We start from the raw sequence: 18215 nt of genomic DNA, 5'->3' as shown, positions 1-18215 counted from the left end.
GCGAGCAGCCGGCCAGGGCGGCGGTCGCCACGGCGAGGGTGAGCAGCGTGGCGGCGGTGGAACGACGGGCGGACATGCGGGCTCCAGCGGTCAGGGTCGGGGGTGTGCTCGGCGGCGTCGTGACCGCTGTGCGGACGGCGGCCGGGGAGCTTAGGTGCACCTTACTAAGGTCGCCCTAATTCGTCTACTTTGCTGTAGACATTCGCGCGGTGCGGGGGTGGCGGCAAGGGCAACTGCTCGGGTGTGGCTGGGTGGTGGGGCTGGGTGGTGGGGCGGGGTGATGGGGTGGGTCGGTGGCGGTGGGTGCCGGGTGTGCTCTCCGGTCGGGGTCGGACGCATTGGTCGGTCTGCATATGCAGTCGATCGACATATGCAGAGAGATGGCCTATGTTGATCCGCAGGACGGACCGCCGGCTCCGGAGAACGGACGAGCCGTGGGGGTGGGCGTCCGCCGTCCGTGCATGGCCTGGCACGCCGTCAGGCCGGCCGCTTCCCGTGGGAGGACCGCAGTGCATCACCGTTCCCGTACACCCGGACCCAAGCTGCTCGGTGTCGCGATCGCCGCCGTGCTCGGCCTCGGAGTGGCCGTGCCACCCGCCTTCGCCGGACCGGCCGGGGGACCGTCCGCCGACGCCGACCCGGTGCCCGGGTTGGTCGCCGGGTCGGACACCGGGGCGCCGCAACTGGTCACCGGCCTCGCCGAGGCGGCCCCCGGCGACAACCCGGCCGAGGCGGCCCGCGCCCATCTGGCCGCCCATCAGGACCGCTACCGGATCGACCCCGGACAGCTCGTCGAAGCCGGCGTGGAGCGTGCCGCCGACGGCCGGCGCACCGTCAGGTTCGAGCAGCGGCACGGCGGCATACCCGTCTTCGGGGCCCGGTACCTGGTTCACCTGGTCGGCGAAGGCACTGGACAGCGGGTCGAGTCGGCCGGCGGCAAGTACTTCACCGGACTCACCGCCCCGACCGTGCAGAGCGTTCCGGACGAGGTGCTGCGACGGCTCGCGATCGGCGCGGTCCAGGACCCGGTGGCCCGCGCCGGCGCGACGGCCGAGGACCGCGGCCCGGTGGTGCTGCCCGGCGGTGCCGGCCGGCTCGCCCGCCACTTCACCGTGCGCGGGAGCGACCCGGCGGTGTGGGCGGCGAAGGCGCAGGAGGTGTTCGTGGACGCCTCGACCGGGGAGGTCGCGCTCTCCTACCAGGTACGCGCCCCGTACCCGCTCGACGTCCCGGGCGCCGCGGCATCGGGCGTCGCGGCGGGCGTCGCGGCATCCGCCGCCGCGACCTCTCCCGACGCGGCCGCCGCCGCCCCGGCCCTCGAACCCGCCACCGGCACCGCGCCCGACGCCCTCGGCCGCCCCGCCCGGGTGAACATCGGCCGACTCCCGGACGGCACCTACCAGCTCGTCGACCTCACCCGCCCCGCCACCGTCACCACCTACGACGCGGCCGGTCGCGACGAGCTGGACTTCAGCACCCTGCCCGCCGACGCCCACCCCGCCGCCTCGCCGACCACCGACTTCCCGGCCGTCACCGGTACCAGCGGCGCCACCGACGCCCACCTCAACGCCGCCGCCGTGTACGACTTCTACCGCGACCGACTGGGCCGCGACGGGATCGACGGCAAGGGCGGACCGATCACCTCCGTCGTCAACGTCACCAGCTTCGGCGAGCCCCTGGACAACGCCTACTGGGACGGCCGGAAGATGGTCTACGGAGGCGGCAGCGGCAAGTACCTCCCGTTCTCCGCCGCGCGCGACGTGGCCGGCCACGAGATGACGCACGGCGTCGTGAAGCACACCGCGGAGCTGGTCGGACTCGGCCAGTCCGGTGCCCTCGACGAGGCCGTCGCCGACTACTTCGGCAACGCCATCGAGGTGACCGGCCGAGGCATGCCGATGACCGACCCCAGGGCCGCGCTGCTCGGTGAGGACCTCTGCCGCACCGGCACCCCCGAGGCCTGCGCCGACCGCCGGCTGGACGACCGCCGCACCACCGTCGCCGACTACGTCGGAGCCCCCGCCGGGGTCGACAACGGCGGCGTGCACCTCAACTCCACCATCTTCTCCGGCGCGTTGTGGGACATCCGGCGCACCCTCGACCCGCTCCTCGCCGACCGTCTGGTCTACCGCGCGCTGGCCGAGTACCTCACCCCGCTGGACGACTTCGTCGACGCCCGCAACGCGGTGCTCGCCGCGGGCCGCGCGCTCGGCCTCGACCGTGCCCGGCTCCGCACCGTGGCCGCCGCCTTCGACGCCCACGGGATCAAGGCCGGCTGGCAGCGCCGGATCGGCGTGGACAGCCGGCCGCTGCTGCGCGAACTCTCCACCGAGAGCGTGGCGCCGGACGTCGCGGCCGGCCGCTGGGTGGCGGCCACCGCGGGCGAGGGCGCCAAGGGCAGCATGGCCGTGTACACGGGCGCCGTCGCCGGCTCCGCCGAGCCCGCCCGGCTCAGCGCGGAGGACGGCCGCTCGCACGGCTGGCCCGCGACCGACGGTACGACGGCCGCGTGGGTGGCGATGGGGCCGGGGGCCGACGGTGGTTGGGGCATGGAGGTGCTGGCCCGGCCGCTCGACGGTGGCCCGGCGCGCAGCGTCCAGCGCGGCGCGAACCAGTACTTCGGCGATGTCCGGGTCTCCGGTGGGGACGTCGCCTTCCTGATGACGGACTACGCCACCGGCCGCGGCGGGCCGGTGCTCTCCCGCGCCGGCGCCCCGGCGGTGCCGATCGCGCTGCCGGAGGGCCACCGGGCCTCCGCCCTCGCCTTCCGGGACGGCCTGCTCGCCTGGACCGAGAGCTGGCAGGTCGGTGAGCGGACGGTGAGCGCGCCGACGGTCTACTCGCTCGCCGCCGGCAAGGTCGTCGCCCAGTACGTGGTGGACGACGCGAACGCCGCCGCCGGGACCGAGGTCGGCAGCACCCGACTGGCCGGTGGCCGGCTGCTGTGGGTCGAGACCCCCTTCGACCGGACGAAGGGCAGCACGATCCGCTCCGGCGCGCTGGACGGCTCCGGGGTGAGCGACCTCCTGCCCGCGGGCCCGAGGCTCGGCACCGGCACCGAGCCGCGCCGGATCTCCGGCCTCACCGCCTCCGACCGGGCCGTCACCTTCGCCGAAGCCGCTCGCCCGGTGACGGGCGGCACCAGGAACACGGACCTGCCCAAGCTCTGGCAGCTCCCGCTCACCGGCGGCACCCCGGAGCGGATGTCCTGCAACCGGGGCGGCCAGTACTCCCCGGTGGCCGACCGGGGGACCCGGGTGGTCTGGCTGGACGCCACGGCGGGCCGTACCGACCTCGTCGTGCGCGAGCGCGCGGCCGGCACCTGCTGACCGAAGGCGGCTGCCCCGGGGACCCAAGGGCTCTCGACCCCGAAGCCCGGCCCCCGTCCGCCCCGGTCTCCCGCCCGGCCGCCGCATCCCTGCGGCAGCCGGGCGGGTCCTTGCCGTGACCGGACCGCCGCTCCCGCCGCAGCAGGCTCGTCGCCGAAGTGCTGGTACCGACGACCCGCCTGTGCGGTCCAGGTGACGGACCACCGCCCGCCGGTCCCGGCGGCCCGGGCCGCTGAGGTCCTGTCAGCCGAGACCCGGCGACGGCGATCCGACCTCGAACCGGCCTTGACCCTCTCTCGGCCGAGCCGACATCATGAGCCGTCATGTTCTGACTCCGCCGTCGGGGGAAGTCCGGTCGAATTCCGGCGCTGACCCGCAACGGTAGGCCGCCGACGGCAGTCGGTGGCGAGCCCGAGTACCCGTCGGCGGAGGCGTGTCCCCTCCTCCCGTCGTGGTCTGCGGCCAGGGGCTCCCGGAGCCGTCGGGCGGTCCGTCCCGCGCGGTCGCCGGCGGTCGCCCGTGCGCCCAGGCCCGGAAAGGCCTCGCATGTCCGACTCCGCGCTCCGCCGCCGCCCGCTCCGCCTGCTCGCGATATCCGCGCTGGCCCTGACCGCCACCCTCCCCGCCGCCACCGCCGCCCAGGCTGCCGCGCCCGTCCCGGCCGTCACCGCGCCGGCCGTCACCGCTGCGGCCCCGGCCTCCGGCGACAACGCCACCACCTACCGTCCTGACGCCGCCGCGGCCGGCTGGCTCGCGCGCCAGCTGGTCAACGGCGACCACTTCGAGTCGGTCTTCGACGGCACCGCCTACCCCGATCAGGGCCTCACCATCGACGCCGTGCTCGCCTTCGCCGCCGCGGGCAGCGCCGACCAGGCCGCCGCCCGCGCCACCGCCTGGCTCGCCCGCCCCGACATCCTGAGCGGCTACCTCGGCGACGGCACCACCGAGGCCTACGCCGGTGCCACCGCCAAGCTCCTGCTGGTCGTCGAGGTGCGCGGCGCCACCCCGTCGGCCTTCGGCGGCGTCGACCTGCCCGCCCGGCTGCGCTCCCTGCTGACGCCGAGCGGCCGCTTCTCCGACCGCTCCCAGTGGGGCGACTACAGCAACGCCTTCGGCCAGTCCCTCGCCCTGATCGCCCTCCAGCGCACCCCCGGTGGGGTACCGGCCCCGGCCGTCGACTTCCTGGCCGCCGCCCAGTGCGCCGACGGCGGCTTCCCGGTCTCCTTCGGGCAGGCCACCTGCACCGCCGACGCCGACGCCACCGCGCTCGCGGCCCAGGCGCTCGCCGCCACCGGCCGCAGCGCCAAGGCCAAGGCGGGCCTGGACTGGCTGACGGCCCACCAGAACACCGACGGCGGTTTCGCCGCGGCCGGTGCCACCACCTCCAACGCCAACAGCACCGGCCTGGCCACCTCCGCCCTGCTCCCCGGCGGACGGTTCATCAGCGGCCTCAAGGGCTGGAGCAGCCTGGTGAAGCTCCAGCAGGGCTGCTCGGCCGACCCCTCCGTGCGCGGCGCCGTCGCCTACGACGCCAGCGGCTTCAACCCCGCCAACGCCGCCCGGGCCACCGCTCAGGCCGTCCTCGGCCTCTCCGGCCAGGGCCTGGCCGGCCTCAGCGCCCACGGCGCCCGCCCGTCCGCCCCGACCCTGGCCTGCCCGGCCCCGGCCGTGCGCCCCTGACGGTCGCCCGCCCGCCCGTGACCCGCACTGCCGCCCGCCACACCCCAGGAGCACGCCCATGACCACCTCCGTCCACCCGGCCCGCCGTACCCTCGGCGCCTTCGCCACCGCTGCGGCCCTCACCGCCGGCCTGCTCGGCGTCTCCACCGCGACCGCCCCGCAGGCGCAGGCCGCAGCCTGTTCCGGCACCTCCGGCGTCACCGTCGTCGTCGACTTCACCGCCCTCGGTGGTGGCATCGAGACCGGCTGCGCCCCGGGCGACCCGGCGAGCGGCCTCGCCGCGATCACCGGCGCCGGCTTCTCCTACTCCTTCCACCCGCGCTTCCCGGGTTTCGTCTGCAAGATCAACGCCCTGCCGACGACCTGCACCAACCCCACCGGCACCGCCTACTGGTCGTACTGGCACGCCCCGCACGGCGGCCCGTGGTCCTACAGCAGCCTCGGCGCCGGCTCCTACAACCCGGCCCCGGGCGAGGTCGAGGGCTGGTCCTTCGGCGCCGGTGCCCAGCCGGGCATCACCGCGCCCTGACCCCGGCCCCGCTCTCCCCAGGGCGCGGTCCGGCCCGGACCGCGCCCTACCGGCCGGGCGTCCTCGGGGCCTCCAACTCCACGTGGTGGACGGTGAAACCGCCCTGCAGCACCGGGGCGAACGGCGCCGGAGCCATGCAGGTGCCGACCACCGGTTGGTAGGGCTTCTGGTCGGCGTCCAGGTCGAGATTGGCCACGCCCCAGGAGAATCCGAGGCGGGCGCCGTCGCGGCCGCTGCCCTGGTAGACGCTGAGACCGATCCGCTCCTTGCGGTTCTCGGTGTCCGAGCCGATGACGGCGGTCAGGGTGGCGACCGGGCCGCCGGTGCTCAGGCAGTCGACCTCGGCCTCGGCGCTGTGGACCTCGCCGGTGGCGGCCACGCGGTGGGAGTAGCGGACCGTGCCCACGGCATCGGTGGGCAGCCCGTTCGGCGAGTTCGTCCCCGGGAGGGGGCGGGAGTAGGGCTTCGCGCGGGCGTCGACGGTGAACCGGATCTCGTCGTCCGGGGAGAAGGCGTACGAGATCCGGGCGCTGCCGCTGACGCTCGCCGTCCGCTCGGGCCGGTCGCCCCGGCCGGCGGGCCCGGACTCGCCGGACAGGGAAACCGTGGACACGCCGTCCGTGGACAGGGTGTCGGCGGAGGCCGGCGCGACGCCCGAGAGGGCGGCGAGGGCCAGCCCGGCGGCAGCGGCAACCCGTGCGGTCCGAGCAGCCCGAGCGGCACGTGCGGTCCGGACGGCGGCACGGTTGTGGGTACGAATGCGGAACATGGTGGGTCTCCCTCCCCGGCGGCCCCGTCGGCCGCCCTCTCGATGCCCCCAATCCTGGTCGCGGCACCCCCACCCGCACATGTACCGATCGGCACATCTACCGAGCTCGCCCGGCGGCTCCACCCCTGCCGAACGGCAGGGTCGGAACCGACGACCCGTCAGCCGGTCAGCCGGTCAGCTCGTCAGCCCGTCGCCACCGGCACGCCCTCCGGCCGACCGGCCAGCAGCGCCGCCACGTGGTCGGCGCAGCGGACGGCGGCCTCGGCCATGGCACCGCGGGTCATCCCCGCGACGTGCGGCGTCAGCAGGGCGTTCGGGAGCCCGAAGAGCGGTGAGGCGAAAGCGGCGTGCTCGTGCTCGAAGGTGTCGACGGCCGCCGCCGCGAGCGGGTGCCCGGGATCGCGCAGGGCGTCGGCCAGGGCCGCTTCGTCGACGATCCCGCCCCGGGCGGTGTTCAGCAGGACCGCGCCCGGCCGCACCGACGCCAGTTCGCGGCGGCCGATCAGTCCCCGGGTGCGTGCCGTGAGCGGCAGGTGGACGGACAGCACGTCGCTGGTCGTCAGCAGTTCGGTGAGGGAGCCCGCCCGCCGGACGCCGTCCTCCTCGGCCGCCGGGCCGCGGCCGAGGCCGAGGACGGTCAGGCCCAGGGCGCGGGCCCGGCCGGCCAGTGCGCGGTCGGTCCGGCCGAGGCCGAGGATGCCGAGGGTCAGTTCGGACAGGGCCCGCGACGGTGACGCCGGAGTGCGCCAGTCGCCCCGGTGCGAAGCCGCGTTGTGCTGCACGAGGTCCCGGCTCAGGGCGAGCAGCTGGGCCAGGGCGAACTCGGCGACCGCGTCGGCGTTGGACCCGGGCGTGTGGGTCACGGCGACCCCGAGGCGGGCGGCCGCGCCGAGGTCGACGTGGTCGGTGCCCGCTCCGGCCCGGCCGATCACCCTCAGCGCCTCGGTCGTGCCGGCGGCCGTGGCGGCGAGGAACCCGGCGCGCATCGGCACCCCGGCCCGGGACTTGACGGCCCGGTGCCCGCCGTCGCGCAGGGTCGCGGCGATCAGGGCGGCCTCGTCGAAGGGGTCGAAGTCGGTGAAGGCCACCCGTCCGTCCCAGTCGTAGCGGGCGCGGGCCGGGTCCGCGACCCGCCGCAGGTTCAGGGTGACCTCCAGGCCGTGGCCGAGCAGCCGCTCCAGCTCCACGCGGAGCAGGTCCCCGGGCGCCGCGTCCAGCAACAGGATCCGGTTCCGTCCCACCGGGCCCCCGTTCCGCCCCACCGGGCCCCCGTTCTGCCCCGGCCGGATCCCCACGGACGCACGGCGACGCGGGGCGACGTGACGCGGTGCGGCACGGCGCGGCACGGTGCGGCGCGGTGCGGTTGCAACGAGGGGCGCGGGAGCTGATTGATGATCACTGCCGCTGCCAAGCTACCGCGCACCCGGGGGCTTGCCGCAAGGCCCCGGGGACGTCGGAGAATCACCGTCGAAACCGGAACAGGTGTGGCGGGAGGGGGCGGGATGCGTGTGGTGCTGTCGACGTACGGGTCGCGGGGGGACGTCGAGCCGATGCTGGGGCTCGCGGTGCGACTGCGCGAACTGGGCGCGGACGCAAGGCTCTGCGCGCCCTCGGACGAGGAGTTCGCGGCCCGGTCGGCCGCGCTCGGCGTCCCCGTGGTGCCGGTGGGCGACCCGGTGCGGGCGCTGGTGACCGGTGCGGCCCCGGCGGCGCCGGTGGACTTCCCCACCCGGGTGGCCCGGCTGACGGCGGCGTCCTACGAGGCGGTGCTCGGGCAGGCGGCGGCGGGCGGCGCGGTCGTCGCGACCGGGCTGTTCCCGAGCGCGGCCGGTGCCCGGGCGGCGGCGGAGACGGCGGGCGCCCGGTTCGTCTACGCGGGCCTGCAGCCCACCGTCCTGCCGTCGCCGCACCACCCGCCGTTCCAGTACCCGGGCCGGCCTGCGCCGCCCGCGGGGGCGGACAGCACGGAGCTGTGGGAGCTGGACGTCGAGAGCATGAACGCGCTGTTCGGCGGGGCGGTCAACGCGCACCGGACGGCGGTCGGCCTGCCGGTGGTGGAGAACGTCCGTGACCACGTCCTGACCGGGCGGCCCTGGCTGGCCACCGACCCGACCTTGGGCCCGTGGCTGCCGGCCGACCTCGACGTGGTGCAGACCGGCGCCTGGCTGCTGCCGGACCCGCGCCCGCTGCCCGCCGGTCTGACCGCCTTCCTGGACGCGGGCGAGCCGCCGGTGTACGTGGGCTTCGGCAGCATGCCGATGCGCGGGGCGGAGGACGTCGCCCGGCTGGCCGTCGAGCAGGCCGTCGCCGCCGGCCGCCGGGTGGTCGTCGGCCGGGGCTGGGCGGAACTGTCGGCGGGTGGGGACGGCGCTCCGGACGACCGTTTCGTGACCGGCGAGGTGAACCACCGGGCGCTGTTCGCCCGAGTCGCGGCCGTCGTGCACCACGGCGGCGCGGGCACCACCACGGCGGCCGCCCTGGCGGGTGCGCCGCAGCTGGTGGTGCCGCAGATCGTCGACCAGCCGTACTGGGCCGCCCGGGTCGCCGAACTGGGCATCGGGGCGGTGCACGACACGGCCGTTCCGACCGCGGAGTCGGTCGCCGCCGCGCTGCGGACCGTCCTGGCGCCGCGGACCCGGGGGCGGGCCGCCGCCGTGGCCGCCGCCGTCCGCACCGACGGCGCGGAGGTGGCCGCGCGCCTGCTGCTCGACGGGTGCTGACCCGCCCCCGGGCCGGTGCGGCGCGGGACCCGGGTACTCGGGGTCGCCGGCCGGATTGCCGTGCCGCGGCCCGGGCACCCGCCCGGTGTCCGGGGGGTGAGCACCGTGGTGCGGAGGTGGCCGTGATGGACGGACCGGGCCTGTCGAGCCGGGAACGCCGCATCCTGGCGGAGATCGAGGGCGACCTGCGGGCGGACCGCCGCCCGGCCGGGGCGGGACGAGCGGGTACGCCCGACGTCCGGTGACGCGTGGCGTGCCGTCCGGCCTACTGCCGGTGACGCCCGACGCCCGGTGACGCACGGTGTGCGGACCCGAGCCTGCAACAGACCCCGGTGGAACGGGGCCGGGAAACATCGAGGACCGGAGAACATTCAAGCCGACAAATCAGAATGAACCGCTCCATGTCGGGTACCAGAACCACCGGAGCGGTCGCACAGCACCGCACGCCGTTCCCGCGCCCGCACAGGGCGCCACCTGGACCGTCGCTTGAAGAAGCCGGGCAGAGGTCTTCGGGAAGAGGGGCCGCAGTGCGCGGGCGATCACGCCCTACCCTCTCGCGGTCCGAGGCGTTCCCGCTGCCCAGGAGAACCGCCGTGTCCACAACGATGTCGGACGTCGGCCGTCGGACCGACCCGCCGCCCGTTACCCCCGATGCCCTGCCCGCCGCCGCCGACGGCGTCCCCCAGGACGCCACCGCTGTCCCGCCGACCGACATCCCGTCGCCCTGGCACCCGGCCGACCCGCCGCCCGACCTGCCCCCGCGCCCGAGCGAGGCGCAGCTGCGGGCCATGGGCAAGACCGAGGCCCGCGAGCTGAGCGACGCGCTCTTCGACCGCCTCGCCGGCCTGGCCCGCGAGACCCACGCGTACAGCTACGTGCGCGGCACCATCATCGAGCTGAACATGCCGCTGGTGCGGTTCATCGCCGGCCGCTTCCGTCACCGCCCCGAGGACATGGACGACATCCTCCAGGTCGGCACCGTCGGCCTGATCAAGGCCGTCGACGGTTACGACCCGGGGCGCGGCGTCGAGTTCGTCACCTACGCCATCCCCACCATCGCCGGCGAGATCAAGCGCTTCTTCCGGGACACCTCCTGGCCGGTCCGGGTGCCGCGCCGGATGCAGGAGTGCTACCTCGCCGTGGCCCGTGGCTCGGACCGGCTGGAGCAGGAGCTCGGCCGGCTGCCGCACCCGGAGGAGATCGCGGAGGCGCTCGACCTCGACGTCGACGAGGTGGTCGAGGGTCTGATCGCGGGCCGGGTCTACCGGCCCAACTCCCTCGACGCCCCGCGTGAGCAGGACACCGACGAGTCGGGCAGCGCGCTGCTGGACCGGCTCGGCTCGTGCGATCCGGGGATCGAGCTCGCCGACTTCCGCACCGCCGTCCGGCCGCTCCTCCGGCAGCTGCCGCGGCGCGAGCAGACGGTGCTCGAAATGCGGTTCTGGGAGGACCGGACCCAGTCCGAGATCGCCGCGCGGATCGGGGTCTCCCAGATGCACGTGTCCAGGCTGCTCTCCGCCACCCTCGCCCACCTGCGCGAACAGCTGGACGACCGGGACGCGGCGGGTTGGAGCGACGACCCGGACGGTCCCGGGTCCTCTTCGGAGCAGGGTCGAGGCTGACTCCACGAGGCTGGTCCGGGCGGCCGACTCCGGGCGGCCGACTCCGGGCGGGGCGGCCGCACCCCGGGAGTCCGGAGGGCGCCGACCCGGTATCCGACGGACGGAACGGAGCAGACCCTCCGACCGGGAATTCCGGTGCTTCCTCGTGTTTCCGGCCCCCCGCAGCGGATACCCGCGCTGCGGGGGGCCGTCGGTACGAGAGAGGAGAGCGCGGTGGCAGCGGAGGTTCCCGACCGCGTTCCGGAGCGGCTCCGACCGTCTCCGCAGGCACCTGTCGGCAGCCTGACCTTCGGCGCCCGCCACGTGTGCCGTCGGCCGCGCCGTGCGCAGCGTCCGCAGCGTCCGCAGCGTCCGCAGCGTCCGCTCCGGCGTTCCCCGGCGCTCGCCGCGACCGGCGGTTCGATGACCACGGCCGCCGACGGTGCGCGCCGCCCGGTACCGAAGCGCCTGGACCCCGCACCGATCCACGGACCCGCCGCACGGGCCGGGCCCGGCTGCGAACGCGCCCGACCGGCCGCCGCGAACGAACAGGAGCATCCGTCATGACCCGCCGCCCGCCCCGCCCGCCCCCCGGGGCCGTCACGGCCGCCCCGGACCAGTCGGTCGGACTCACCGTCCGCACCCGGCCGTCGGCCCTCGGCACCGTGCTCTCGCTGCACGGAGAGCTCGACCTCGACACGGTGGCGGTGCTGCGCGAGGCACTCGACCGCGCTCCGGCCACCCCCGGCACCGTGCTCCTGGTCGACTGCGGCGACCTCGCGTTCTGCGACTCCACCGGCCTGTCCGCGCTCCTCGACGCCGCGGTCGGGGCACGGGAGCGGAAGACCCGGATCGAGCTGGCCCGGCTTCGGCCGATCGTCCGCCGCGTCCTCGAACTCACCGGCGCCATCGACGCGTTCACCCTCCGCGAGAGCCTGCCGCCGTGACCGCGCCCTGACCGCGCCGCGACGGTCGAACGTCCCGCTCGGGGGCACCGGTCGGACCTGCCCCGCCGGTGCCCGACCTGCACGTGTCGTGCCCGACCCGCCCGTGCCGTTCCTGGCCGCCTGCTCCCTACTGCTTGCCCGGCCCTCCGCCTGCCCGCTCGCCTAATCGCCTGCCGACGCCCCGCGTGGCGGCTGCCGTGCCGTGCGTGCTTGTGTGCAGGTCGTGGCGATGCCACGGCGAAACGGCGGTCCGACGTTCGCCGGGCGCCTTTCGGGGAAGCCGCAGGGCGGGGGACCGGACCGCGTAGGCGGAGAGGGAGGTCGGCGGGGATGAGGCGGCAAGGACGGATCGTGGCCGGGACGCGGTCCCGGGCGCTCGCGGTACGCGGGCGGGTGTGGGCGGCCACCAGCGGAGCGCGTCCACGGGCGCTGCCGACCCTGGGACTTCTGCCGCTGGTGCTGCTGGCCGCCGGCCTCGCCACCGACGCGGCGCCCGTACTGTGGGCCCTGATCGGCGGCTGGCTGCTGGCCCTCGGCGGCGCCGGGCTGCTGCTGCGGCGGTCGGCCGGGAGCGGTGACCGACCGGGAGCTCCCGGCTCCTCCGCCGCCGGGGCGGACCGGCGATGAGGACGGCGACGAGGCGACTGCCGCCGGCGGCCCGCGGACCGCTCTCCGTGGCGGTGCTGGAACTGGTCTCCGCCGGTCCGCCGGACGGGACCGCCCGGCCGGCACCGGCCGCCGGCGGCGACCCCTGGGGCCAGGACCACCAACTGGCCCTCCACCTCTGTTACGAACTGCACGACCGGCGCCTTCCCGGCGCGCATCCCGACTGGGAGTGGGACCCAGGACTGCTGGCCTTCCGGCAGTCCCCGGAACGCCCCTTCCTGGCCGCCCTCCGCGCCGAGGCCGGGCCGGTCCCGCCGCTCGCGGACCTGGTCGAGGACATGCTGAGCGCGACGGGCGGCGGCGGCCCGTCCGTCTACCTCCTCACGGAGGGCGAGCGCCGGCAGGCCAGGGAGTACCTGGTGCACCGCTCCCTCTACCACCTCGAGGAGGCGGACCCATAGGGGCCGAACGGCACGCCGTTCAGCGCGTCGGCCAGCGGCCGGGTGTCCATGCCGGGCGGCTGGCCGCCCGGCGCGCGGACAAACCCGTGACGGGAGGCGCGGGCGGGCCGGACCTGTCCGCACGGCCCCCCCGGCCGGGGCCGTCGCGCCCGATGTCGGGCGCACGAGGCCGAGCGGCCGACGGCGAGCGGTAGGTGTTCCGCCGTCGGTGCTCCGCCGTCGGTGTTCCGTGGCCGGCGCTCAGTGGCCGACGCTCAGTGGTCGGCGGCCGCCATGGTCTCGCGCACCGACACCAGGCACGGATCGCAGTAGCGGTCCGGCGCCCCTATCGGCGTCTCCACACCGTTCGGCACGACCCGGCGGGACAGCTCCAGCAACTGCCCGCAGAGCGCCGTCGACGCGTCGTCCTTCGACACCACGTGCCACATCAGACCGGACGGCTCCACCGCCGCATCGGTCTCGGCCCACATCTCGTACACGACTGCCTCCCTGAGCAGGGGTTGGGGCTCTCCCATGCAATCCCGGGCCGGGCCGGGCGGCCACCGGGTGTCACCCACTGGGGCGTTTCCCGACTGCGGAGGTTTGGCGTGCCCGTGGCCGGGGCAGACCGCTGGACCCGCCGGGGTCCCGAGGGTTACCGGCGGGACGTCGGGGCAGGCGCGCGGCCGGGGCCGGACGTGTCCGGCCCCGATCCGCAGCACCACCGGCACCACAACCAGCAGGGAGGCACCGGATGAGCACGGTGAAGGAATCGGTCGACGTCGACGTGCCGCTGCACGCCGCCTACAACCACTGGCGGACCAGCGTCGGGGGCGTCAGCCGCGAGTTCGACACCGAGATCGTCGACCAGCTCCCGGACGAGCGGATCGCCTGGCGGACCGTCGACGGCGACGTCGACCAGAAGGGCGTGGTCACCTTCAGGAGCATCGACGACGTGCACACCAGGGTCAGCCTGGCCATGGAGTTCCAGCCCGAGGGCCTGGCCGAGAAGGCCAATTCCGCCATGGGCAGGGTCGACCGGAGGGTCAAGGGCGACCTGCGGCGGTTCAAGGACTTCGTCGAGGAACGGGGACGGGCGGAAGGAGGCCGGCGCGGCCGCATCACCCCCGGCTGAGCCCCGGTACGGCCGCCGCGACACCGCCCCTGGTCCCGTACGGACTGGGGTGCCGTCGTGCCTCGCCCTGCCCGTGTCCGTGTTGCCGCTGCCTCCGGTGCCGCGCCGCTCCGCGCCCCGCGCCCGGTGGTTGTCCGCGGGCTCCCCGGGTAGGCGCCGGACGTGGAGCACAACGAACCCCCGGCGGACGTCGGCGCAGGCGCGGCCGACGCGTCCGCGTACGACATCTGCGACCACTGCGGCCTGGCGGTCCTCGCCGAGGACCTGCTCAGCGCGATCGTCCCCGACTCCTCGGCCGTCCACGTCTCCGATCCGGAGCTCGACGGCAGGCGGGTGGTGACGGCGTGCTCGGCCGGGCACCTGGCCGCGCTGGTCGAGGTCTACCGCAGCCGTCCGTTCGTCCCCGAGGAGCAGTACGCGGCCAAGGTCTGCCGCACGCTGGCCGACTACGACGAGCCGGTGCCGCTCGGCGTGGTCGCCGCCCTCAGCGGCCTGTCGGAGGACCAGGCCCAGCAGGGCGTCGACTGGCACAACGCCCGGGCCCAGGAGTGGCGCGCCCGCTACGGCGACCTGGACGGCGTGGGGGACGAACCGGACGGTCCTGCGGACCCGGGCGCCCCGTGAACCGGGCCGCCGTCGAACGGCGAGCGCCGCCCGGCCCCGGGCGCGCCGCGTCACGGGCCCGCCGCGGCGGTGCTTACGGCCGGCGTCGCACGCCTGTTTCGATCCGGGGACGACCGGGCAGACGGGCGGTGCCCGAGGCCGGCTCACCGAGGAGGCGTGCACGCGGATGTGGCTCATCGTCCTTGCCGTCGCGGTCCACTGCACCGGAGCTGCCGTCACCACGAAGGTGGCTTTCACCGTTCTGCGCAATCGCTACCTCCTGGCGGGTCGTGCTCCTGCGCCCGGTCCTGGACCAGGTGCCGGTTCCGCTCCGAGCGAGCAGGCTGCGGCAGCCGTGTTCGAACTGAGTGAACGACCGCAGGCCGAATGCCTCTCGCTCATCACCGGCCTGATCCGGCCGCTCTCCTTGCCCGCGCTCGCGGTCCGGACGGTGGGGCGCCGAGTGCTGTTCGCCCGGGAGCAGGGCCGGGAGGCAGCGGCGGCGGCGCAACGCCATGCCGTTTGCCGCGACCGCATCGACGAGCTGGAACGGTCGCTCGGGTTGGGTACGTACGCCGCTCCGCCCAACGGCGGCCCGCGGCGCTGAGACCGCTGCCCGGCGGAGCCCCTCCCACGCGTCGCACGGCGGCGCGCCCCCTCCGGAGCGCCGCCGTCGCCCCGACCCGGACGACCGGGGCAGGGCACGGGAAGGACGGCCGGACGCGCGGGCCGGGCCACCGGGTCGGTCGTGCCGGAAGAGCGTCAGGAGTCACCCGCGGGCCGGTGCGAGCGGCCGGGGGCCGGTGCGGCGAGGCCGGTGAAGAGGACGCCTCGGCCGCCGGGGACGGTCCGGATCCGTACGGCCAGCGGCGGCGAGAGCCAGCGGACGATGCTGGACGGCTGCGGACCGGTGGGCTCCGGCTCGGGGATCCGGGCGATGTCGTGGTGGCTCAGCGGGAGACTGACGGCGCGCTGCCCGTCGTGCAGGCGCAGCAGCAGGCGCCGCCGGTGGTCGCGGTGGATGCCCACCGCGAGGGCGGTCGCGGAGGCGGACTGGGCGGTGGTGGTCATGGCGGTCAGGTTTCCTCGGAGCGGGACGGCTCGCGGGTGCGGAGCCGCCGTCAGTGGGGGTGACGGGCCCTCCCACGGGCCCGGACAGGTTCCATCTTGGTGTCGGCCCGGCGATCGTGTGCGGAGCACGGCCGCCGACCGGTGCCCCGGCGGCCGTGCTCCGCACCCGCGGCGAAGAAGGCGGCACGTTCGTCCGGTGCGGGGTGCCTGCCCGGACGGGGACGCTGCCGCACACCCGCGCGCCACCCGCCCGGCAGGCCCGTGCCCACATGCGACGGTGCCGGGGCCACGGCCGGTCGCCTCCACCCGAACGGGGGGCGCCCGCACAGGCGAGGTGCACCGTCGGTGGCGGCTCGGCCGTAGTGCCGGGCGCTCCCGGTGTTCGTCGGAAACCCGGCGTGGGTGGGGCATGGTGCGGGGACCGCCGGGTACCCGCAGGGATCCGGGGCGCACCGCGCCCTGCCCGGCGCCCCGCCGTACGGGGCCGGCCGATTCGGAGGAGAACCATGACCCACCAGACCAAGGCCCTGGCCATCGTCACCAACTACGGCGTCGAGCAGGACGAACTCCTCGTCCCCGTGCGCCACCTGCGCGACGACGGCGTGCACGTCGACATCGCGGCGGCGGAGGCGGAGGTCGTCCACACCCTGGTGCGGGACAGGAAGCCCGGCGAGACGGTCGCCCCGACCCACACCCTGGGTGAGGTCGACCCCGCGGACTACGACCTGCTGCTGATCCCCGGCGGTACGGTCAACGCCGACAGCCTCCGCCTGCGGGGCGAGGCGGTGGAGCTCGTGCGTGCCTTCAGTGCCACGGGCCGCCCGATCGCCGCGATCTGCCACGGTCCGTGGCTCCTGGTCGAGGCGGGCGTCGTCGGGGGCAAGCGCCTCACGTCGTACCCGTCCCTGCGGACCGACCTCGCCAACGCGGGCGCCGAGTGGGCGGACGCGCCGCTGGTCGAGGACGACACGGGCGGCTGGCACCTGGTCACCTCGCGCAACCCGGACGACCTCGGCCCGTTCACCCAGGGCATCGACAGCGCGCTGCGCCGCGCCGCCGCGGCGTAGCGCGCGCGTTCCGGCGGTCGGCACCGTGCGGCCACGTCCGCCCGTGCCGCCCGCCCGCCCGTGCGGCCACGTCCGTCCGTGCCGTCCGTCCGCCCGTGCTGCCCACCCGTGCCGCTCACCGCAGTCGCCCGCCGTCGACGGGGTGCGGTCGGTCACGGGGTGTTCTGGTGGTCCGCGCCGTTGTGGCCGGTGAGCCGGTCCCGGACGGCGGCGATCGCCCCGGTGCCCGGCGGCAGGCCCCAGACCGGGGCGCCGCTCCCGCACGGCCGGGCCTCGGCGAGCCGCTCGCCCTGGCGCCGCAGCTCGGCCGCGGGTACGGCGGCCCGGACCAGGGGGAACAGCCGCTCGTTCTCCCCGCGCAGATGGGTCCGGAGGAGGACCAATAGCGAGCCGGTGCAGCGCGTGCGGTCGGAGGCGGGCAGCCGTTCGTCCGCGGCCCGGGCGAGCAGCCGCCGGACCGCCGCGTGGGCGTGCCGCGCCGCGTCCGCGAGGGCTCCGCCGGCCGGGAGGTGGCGGACGACCAGCGGATAGAAGTACGCCTCCTCGACGGCCGTGTGTTCGTCGAGGAGGGCGGCCAGCTCGGTCAGCAGCCGGCCCCCGTCGGCCACGGCGTGCTCGCCCCGGGCGTGGACCAGGTCCAGTCGTCGCAGGAGTGCTTCCAGCGCGCGGTGTTCGACGCACAGCTCGCCCAGGAGTCCGTCCGGCCCGTTCATGGGTGCCTCCGTGCAGGCGGGGTGTGGTTGCTGGAACCCCGGCGTCTGCCCCGATCGGTCCGCCCCAACCGGTCCGCGCGGGCCGGACCGCCCCCTTCCGACGGTTTTCACCCGTGCGGTCCGATTCCGGGACGGTGGGGCGGGTACGGAACCGCCCGTCCGTCCCCGCCGAACGCGCTCCCGGAGGCATCCCGTGCCCGACATGAACGGCCCCTACAAGCCCGGTACCCCGTGCTGGATCGACCTGATGGTGCCCGACCAGCAAGCGGCGCTCGACTTCTACGGGGAGGTGTTCGGCTGGCAGGGCGAGATCGGGCCCGCCGAGCAGGGCGGCTACTCGGTCTGCACCCTGAAGGGCAAGCCGGTCGCCGGGATCATGAAGGCGTCGAACCCGGACGGCACCGTTCCCGACCCGATGCCGCCGACGGTGTGGACCACGTACCTGTCCACCGACTCCCTGGATCCCGCGCTCAAGACCGTCACCGATGCCGGCGGTTCGGTGGTGATGGGGCCGATGGACGTGATGGACCTCGGGCGGATGGCCGTGATCGCGGACCCGACCGGGGCCGTGGTCGGCCTCTGGCAGCCCGGGACCTTCGACGGTGCGGGCATCGTCAACGAGCACGGCGCGCTGATCTGGAACGAGCTCGCCACCCGTGACCGCGCGGCGGCCGCCGACTTCTACTCCGCCGTGCTGCCGGTCACCACCGGCCGCTCGCAGGAGCCCGGCGCCGAGGGGTACATCGAGTTCAAGGTCGACGGCCGCGCGGTCGGCGGGATGATGGACCTGTCGACCTTCCCGCCGGGCGTTCCGCCGCACTGGCAGCCGTACTTCAACGTGGACGACGTCGACGCGATCCAGGCGGCCGTCGTCCGCGCCGGCGGTGCCGTCCTCACCCCGGCCTTCGACATGGGCGCCAACCGGCTGGCCGTGCTCGCCGACCCGCAGGGCGGCGCCTTCTCGGTGATCACCTGGCCGGTACCGGAGGACCCGGCCGGCTGACC

General features: G+C 75.8%; 18 protein-coding genes and 1 riboswitch. Of the genes, 13 read left to right on the top strand and 5 right to left on the bottom strand.

The features are described from left to right. Nucleotides 1-509: 509 nt before the first annotated feature. From ACIPYS_RS29465 to ACIPYS_RS29455, 3 genes are all read left to right on the top strand, one after another. Complete coding sequence (locus tag ACIPYS_RS29465; RefSeq protein WP_400751651.1) at nucleotides 510-3329, top strand: M4 family metallopeptidase; 2820 nt, start codon at nucleotides 510-512, stop codon at nucleotides 3327-3329. Between the two features lie 302 nt (nucleotides 3330-3631). Further along, a riboswitch (cobalamin riboswitch) is annotated at nucleotides 3632-3771 on the top strand. A gap of 104 nt (nucleotides 3772-3875) precedes the next feature. Further along, nucleotides 3876-5009 (top strand): peptidase, encoded by a 1134-nt coding sequence (locus ACIPYS_RS29460; protein ID WP_400751648.1) that lies wholly within the window; start codon nucleotides 3876-3878, stop codon nucleotides 5007-5009. Between the two features lie 58 nt (nucleotides 5010-5067). Next, the gene (locus tag ACIPYS_RS29455) at nucleotides 5068-5538 is read left to right on the top strand and encodes a hypothetical protein (RefSeq protein WP_093863955.1); all 471 of its coding nucleotides are present in this window, start codon (nucleotides 5068-5070) and stop codon (nucleotides 5536-5538) included. A 46-nt stretch (nucleotides 5539-5584) separates the two neighbouring features. On the opposite strand, the gene ACIPYS_RS29450 is transcribed toward ACIPYS_RS29455, so the two are convergent. After that, complete coding sequence (locus ACIPYS_RS29450; protein WP_400751645.1) at nucleotides 5585-6307, bottom strand: hypothetical protein; 723 nt, start codon at nucleotides 6305-6307, stop codon at nucleotides 5585-5587. 182 nt (nucleotides 6308-6489) lie between these two features. Then, a complete protein-coding gene (locus tag ACIPYS_RS29445) occupies nucleotides 6490-7548 on the bottom strand; it encodes an NAD(P)-dependent oxidoreductase (protein WP_400751642.1) in 1059 nt (352 codons plus the stop codon). Nucleotides 7549-7809: 261 nt separating this feature from the next. On the opposite strand from ACIPYS_RS29445, the gene ACIPYS_RS29440 reads away from it, so the two are divergent. From ACIPYS_RS29440 to ACIPYS_RS29420, 5 genes are all read left to right on the top strand, one after another. Next, a complete protein-coding gene (locus ACIPYS_RS29440) occupies nucleotides 7810-9027 on the top strand; it encodes a glycosyltransferase (RefSeq protein ID WP_400751639.1) in 1218 nt (405 codons plus the stop codon). Nucleotides 9028-9620: 593 nt separating this feature from the next. Continuing rightward, nucleotides 9621-10649 (top strand): RNA polymerase sigma factor SigF, encoded by a 1029-nt coding sequence (locus tag ACIPYS_RS29435; protein WP_400751636.1) that lies wholly within the window; start codon nucleotides 9621-9623, stop codon nucleotides 10647-10649. A gap of 542 nt (nucleotides 10650-11191) precedes the next feature. Beyond that, the gene (locus ACIPYS_RS29430) at nucleotides 11192-11575 is read left to right on the top strand and encodes an STAS domain-containing protein (RefSeq protein WP_400751633.1); all 384 of its coding nucleotides are present in this window, start codon (nucleotides 11192-11194) and stop codon (nucleotides 11573-11575) included. A 351-nt stretch (nucleotides 11576-11926) separates the two neighbouring features. After that, on the top strand, nucleotides 11927-12202 hold the full coding sequence (locus ACIPYS_RS29425; RefSeq protein ID WP_400751630.1) for a hypothetical protein: 276 nt from the start codon (nucleotides 11927-11929) through the stop codon (nucleotides 12200-12202). Continuing rightward, the gene (locus tag ACIPYS_RS29420) at nucleotides 12199-12642 is read left to right on the top strand and encodes a hypothetical protein (RefSeq protein WP_400751628.1); all 444 of its coding nucleotides are present in this window, start codon (nucleotides 12199-12201) and stop codon (nucleotides 12640-12642) included. Before ACIPYS_RS29425 ends, ACIPYS_RS29420 begins: the two co-directional genes overlap by 4 nt. 254 nt (nucleotides 12643-12896) lie before the next feature. Here ACIPYS_RS29420 and ACIPYS_RS29415 read toward each other — a convergent pair whose 3' ends face one another. Next, nucleotides 12897-13121: a hypothetical protein gene (locus ACIPYS_RS29415; protein ID WP_159425178.1), complete on the bottom strand. Its 225-nt coding sequence runs from the start codon at nucleotides 13119-13121 to the stop codon at nucleotides 12897-12899. A 254-nt stretch (nucleotides 13122-13375) separates the two neighbouring features. Here ACIPYS_RS29415 and ACIPYS_RS29410 point away from each other — a divergent pair, with 254 nt between their 5' ends. From ACIPYS_RS29410 to ACIPYS_RS29400, 3 genes are all read left to right on the top strand, one after another. Then, nucleotides 13376-13756 carry an SRPBCC family protein gene (locus ACIPYS_RS29410; protein ID WP_400751624.1) on the top strand — a complete coding sequence of 127 codons (381 nt, stop codon included), beginning with the start codon at nucleotides 13376-13378 and terminating at the stop codon, nucleotides 13754-13756. Between the two features lie 162 nt (nucleotides 13757-13918). Next, nucleotides 13919-14380 (top strand): hypothetical protein, encoded by a 462-nt coding sequence (locus tag ACIPYS_RS29405; RefSeq protein ID WP_400751621.1) that lies wholly within the window; start codon nucleotides 13919-13921, stop codon nucleotides 14378-14380. 166 nt (nucleotides 14381-14546) lie between these two features. Continuing rightward, entirely contained in the window at nucleotides 14547-14966 is a 420-nt protein-coding gene (locus ACIPYS_RS29400) for a hypothetical protein (protein WP_400751618.1), read from the top strand. Nucleotides 14967-15121: 155 nt separating this feature from the next. Here ACIPYS_RS29400 and ACIPYS_RS29395 read toward each other — a convergent pair whose 3' ends face one another. After that, entirely contained in the window at nucleotides 15122-15430 is a 309-nt protein-coding gene (locus ACIPYS_RS29395; protein WP_093863966.1) for a hypothetical protein, read from the bottom strand. 506 nt (nucleotides 15431-15936) lie between these two features. Between ACIPYS_RS29395 and ACIPYS_RS29390 the strand changes: the two genes are divergently transcribed. Beyond that, on the top strand, nucleotides 15937-16497 hold the full coding sequence (locus ACIPYS_RS29390; RefSeq protein ID WP_093863967.1) for a type 1 glutamine amidotransferase domain-containing protein: 561 nt from the start codon (nucleotides 15937-15939) through the stop codon (nucleotides 16495-16497). Between the two features lie 152 nt (nucleotides 16498-16649). Here ACIPYS_RS29390 and ACIPYS_RS29385 read toward each other — a convergent pair whose 3' ends face one another. Beyond that, nucleotides 16650-17210 carry a hemerythrin domain-containing protein gene (locus ACIPYS_RS29385; RefSeq protein ID WP_159425180.1) on the bottom strand — a complete coding sequence of 187 codons (561 nt, stop codon included), beginning with the start codon at nucleotides 17208-17210 and terminating at the stop codon, nucleotides 16650-16652. 202 nt (nucleotides 17211-17412) lie between these two features. Between ACIPYS_RS29385 and ACIPYS_RS29380 the strand changes: the two genes are divergently transcribed. Then, nucleotides 17413-18213 carry a VOC family protein gene (locus ACIPYS_RS29380; protein ID WP_400751682.1) on the top strand — a complete coding sequence of 267 codons (801 nt, stop codon included), beginning with the start codon at nucleotides 17413-17415 and terminating at the stop codon, nucleotides 18211-18213. Nucleotides 18214-18215 lie beyond the last annotated feature (2 nt).

The organism is Kitasatospora sp. NPDC089913 (genome assembly GCF_044748625.1).
Classification (GTDB): domain Bacteria; phylum Actinomycetota; class Actinomycetes; order Streptomycetales; family Streptomycetaceae; genus Kitasatospora.
This window is presented reverse-complemented; position numbering and strand designations above follow the sequence as displayed.